4 protein-coding genes are annotated in these 3,754 nt (G+C 35.5%); 2 read left to right on the forward strand and 2 right to left on the reverse strand.

Annotation, left to right across the window (positions count from 1 at the left end):
- Positions 1-390 precede the first annotated feature (390 nt).
- On the reverse strand, positions 391-1,224 hold the full coding sequence (locus H1P_RS35075; protein ID WP_144876372.1) for an aldo/keto reductase: 834 nt from the start codon (positions 1,222-1,224) through the stop codon (positions 391-393).
- A 719-nt stretch (positions 1,225-1,943) separates the two neighbouring features.
- On the opposite strand from H1P_RS35075, the gene H1P_RS39180 reads away from it, so the two are divergent.
- Complete coding sequence (locus H1P_RS39180; RefSeq protein ID WP_281291297.1) at positions 1,944-2,066, forward strand: hypothetical protein; 123 nt, start codon at positions 1,944-1,946, stop codon at positions 2,064-2,066.
- Positions 2,067-2,138: 72 nt separating this feature from the next.
- Here H1P_RS39180 and H1P_RS35090 read toward each other — a convergent pair whose 3' ends face one another.
- Positions 2,139-3,086 (reverse strand): bifunctional helix-turn-helix transcriptional regulator/GNAT family N-acetyltransferase, encoded by a 948-nt coding sequence (locus tag H1P_RS35090; protein WP_144876376.1) that lies wholly within the window; start codon positions 3,084-3,086, stop codon positions 2,139-2,141.
- Positions 3,087-3,363: 277 nt separating this feature from the next.
- On the opposite strand from H1P_RS35090, the gene H1P_RS35095 reads away from it, so the two are divergent.
- Positions 3,364-3,754 (forward strand): hypothetical protein (locus H1P_RS35095; RefSeq protein WP_144876378.1); only part of this gene is annotated, 391 nt, incomplete at its 3' end.

Here is a 3,754-nt window from a genome sequence, read left to right on the forward strand (position 1 = left end):
TTTTAGGCGAAGAGAAACAAAATATATTCAAGTATTGAATCCTCGCTCCTTCGCCTCAGAGGTAAAACGACTGACATCACGACTTCAGATTTCTGACTTCGTGAATGTATTGATTTTCGGGTTTCGATTTTTCTAATGATAACAGTTGAAGCAAAGATTAGAACAGTATAAACTCTGTAAGGGCGAAGCTGGTTTGCCCTTACCATCAGTAATAATTATTATGCCTTGGTTGTGTTTGGGAAAAGGGAAAAATACTGTACTTCATGACTGGGAAAACTTATATAGATAAAGGTTTTTCAGGATTTCAGCGTTAATAATCAAACAAATTTTGATAAATTTTCCTTGTCTTCGTTGTTTTTAATTTTCTATTCACAAACAATCTCTAATTGTTTATCTCATTGCTAAATTCATTTTGCGACTTGGTGGTTTAAAAGCGCGATCGATTTCTTGGATGTCCTCTGGAGTTAAATAAATATCTAAAGCAGCACGATTTTGTTTAATGTGTTTGGGATTAGTAGCCTTGGGAATAGAAATTATATTATTCTGATGGAGCAGCCAACTAAGAGCGATTTGGGTAGATGTAGCATTATACTTAGCTGCAATGTTTTCTAACTTAGAATCATTAACAAAAGCTCGCTGTTCCACAGGAGAATAAGCCATGATGGGAATATTACGATCTTTACACCAGGGTAGTAAATCCCATTCAATACCACGTCGCATCAAGTTATAAAGTACCTGATTAGTTGCTATTTCTTTTCCTCCTGGTAAAGACTCTGCTTCTTCCATATCATCGGTATCGAAGTTACTTACGCCGTAATCTCTAATCTTTCCGACTTGCTTGAGATGCTGTAATCCTTTTAGGGTTTCTGATAAAGGAATCGATCCGCGCCAGTGGAGTAAATATAAATCAAGGTAATCTGTTTTCAGTCTAGATAAAGAGCGATTGCAAGCAGCTATTACCCCCTTGTAACTAGCATTGAAAGGATATACCTTACTAACCAAATATACCTCTTTACGGCAATTAGCGATCGCTTCTGCTACGATCTTTTCTGCACCACCTTCCCCATACATCTCCGCCGTATCAATCAAAGTCATTCCCAAATCTATACCAAGCTTTAGCGCATCTATCTCCGCCTGTTTCTGGCTGGCTTTTTCTCCCATACGCCATGTTCCCTGTCCGAGTATGGGTATTTCTCTTCCTGATGGTAGCTGTAGTATTTTCATGATTGAGTTGAGATGGTCATCATATTTATGATTATGACGGTATTTGTGGAAAGCCGAAAAAGCGTTCGCTATAAAAAATTTTTGAGTTCTCAAATTATGAATCTAAATCTAAAATACATAAATAATCGTCAATTAATGTTTTTCCTAAGTGCATTGGATATGGCTGCTTAATGTTTCCTTTCGTGTATGCTGGAGAAGTTCTTAAATAGTGTGCTACGCGACAGAGTGCTTTAAGATTTTCTGGCTCTTCAGTTGCAAATATGCTAAATCCATACGTGCGGGTAATGCTACGGGAGAATTGTTTTTTTTAGGCATAATATTAATTTTCTAATCAGTTTTGTTTTTCATCCATGTTTTCGCCCCCCTAACCCCCCAATTCTGGGGGGAATACATTATAAGTCTCCCAAATTTGGGAGATTTAGAGGGCTTACTTTACTTCAAAAAAAAACGTTTTAGATATTTTCTAAAGCATCAGCTAGAGGCTCGTATAAAGCATTCCCAACAGAGTTATCATCGGCTGCATAATCACAAACTCTTAGTATTGTTGCTACGAGTAAGCTATTTTCTTCACTATCGTTATCAATCTGACTAGGATCGTCTCCTATTCTAATTGCAGCAAGCTTTTTGGCACTATTATCTGCCCAAATCGAGACATTAAAGGCGATCGCAGAGCTTCAATTCGATTAGATTGTTTCGTTTTAACCCCAATCTCGTCAAAAATGCCGTCTCTGCTTCTACCAGTAAGAGTTACTTGTTCGGCATATCAAATTATTTATGAACGTTTACCAGAGAATATGTGGCAAAACGAAACAGAAATAATGAAACAAAAATCTCATTCTTAATTAAACAATAACTATCATGATTGATAAGTTTGTTCGAGATTTAATGACCAAAAAACAGAAATATATAAAAACCTATACAAGCTTGAGTTCCATTTGAATATTACAACGCTCATAGGGTGAAGGCTGTCGTACAACTTTCCTAAACCCTAATTTTTGATAAAGTTTAATCGCTGGCTGCAAAACAGTATTACTTTCCAAAAAAATTGTTTTTGCACCTAATTCACGTGCTTTATTAACAGCAGCTTGTCCCAATAACCAGCCGATACCTTTGCCTCTTTTGCTTTCTACCACTGCCATTTTAGCTAACTCATAGGTATCGCTATTGGCTTTGATCAGCGCACAAGTACCAACAATTTCGTCTTCATAACGTGCCAAGTATATATGTCCGCCAGGCTGCAAAATCTTTTTGTCTGGATAGTTAAGAGATTGATAGTCAGATTCTTCTATCTCAAAGTATTTTTTTATCCATTCATAGTTTAGCTGTTTAAACTCATTTTGAAACTCCGAATTATAGTCAATGATTTCAATGTGTTGATGTTCACGAACTTTTCGTACTTCTCGGACACGATCGAAAAAACTTTTGTCAGTTAGTAGAAACTCAACCTCTTCGATGGCTTTCCATAAATCATGTTCTGTTTCTAAAAAAAGCTCTTCAACAGCTTGGGTTACGTCAAGATATTGGTTTTCGATTTTAGAAATAATTTGTTTCCCTGCATCAGAGAGCTTGACAACATTAACTCTTCCATCTTCAGTACTTTTGTTAGTAATTGCTAATTCTTTTTTTTTCATTTCTTTGACAATCTGACTGACTGACGCATGGGAATGACCGATAACTTGAGCAATTTCGGTGATTGATGCTTCCTCTTGATGTGAGAGAACATAAAAAACAGGAAACCATTTAGGGTCTAACGTAACTTCATATAAGTCAAAAATTTTTGTAGCGTCTTCGGTTAGCCTCTCACTTAAGCGACGTAAACGACTACCTAATGCTAGTTTGCCAGCCTGAAAATAAAAATCCATAATTATAAAATTATTTACGTAACTACTTACGTTTTTTATTGTATTTCCTCTGACCGAGTTGTTTTTTCTACTTTACAAAAGTAAATATAATTGGGTTTCTATCTCTCTAATTGTCTAATTGTTCTCATTTAGTTTTATTGTGGAGATCGCATTTACTATTATTTTATTTATTTATTTGTTTTTAGATTGCAATACGCAACCTTAGTCAGATTTATTTTGGAATACATTAAAGTAAACTATTGACTATTAGCAAAGAATAATTTTAAAAATATTAGTTATGAATGAACAGTCGAATAACAAAACCTTTAAAGAAGATGGAATTCGCCCCATAGAAAGTACTGATGTTAATATAGTAGATACCTTTGAAGAAGACGGAACTCGTCCTATTGCTGAAAGTCCCGATTTTTTAGTTAGAAATCGTCAAGATAAAGACAATTTAAAAGCTCAAAAGTCGGAAAATAAATCGACAGAAAAGAATAACTCGGAAATCAAAAACACATCCAATGAAAATAAAGTACTAGAAATAGATGGTCAACGTCCAGTAGACAGTAGCAGCACGGAAGTAGTTGATACTTTTGAAGCCGATGGCAAACGTCCCATTATGGCTAATAAATATCAGGTGGTAGGCACTTTAGATATTGATGGAGAACGTCCTATTACTCAGAAGT

Origin of the sequence: Hyella patelloides LEGE 07179, assembly GCF_900659865.1 — a bacterium.
In the GTDB taxonomy this organism is placed as follows: Bacteria; Cyanobacteriota; Cyanobacteriia; order Cyanobacteriales; family Xenococcaceae; genus Hyella; species Hyella patelloides.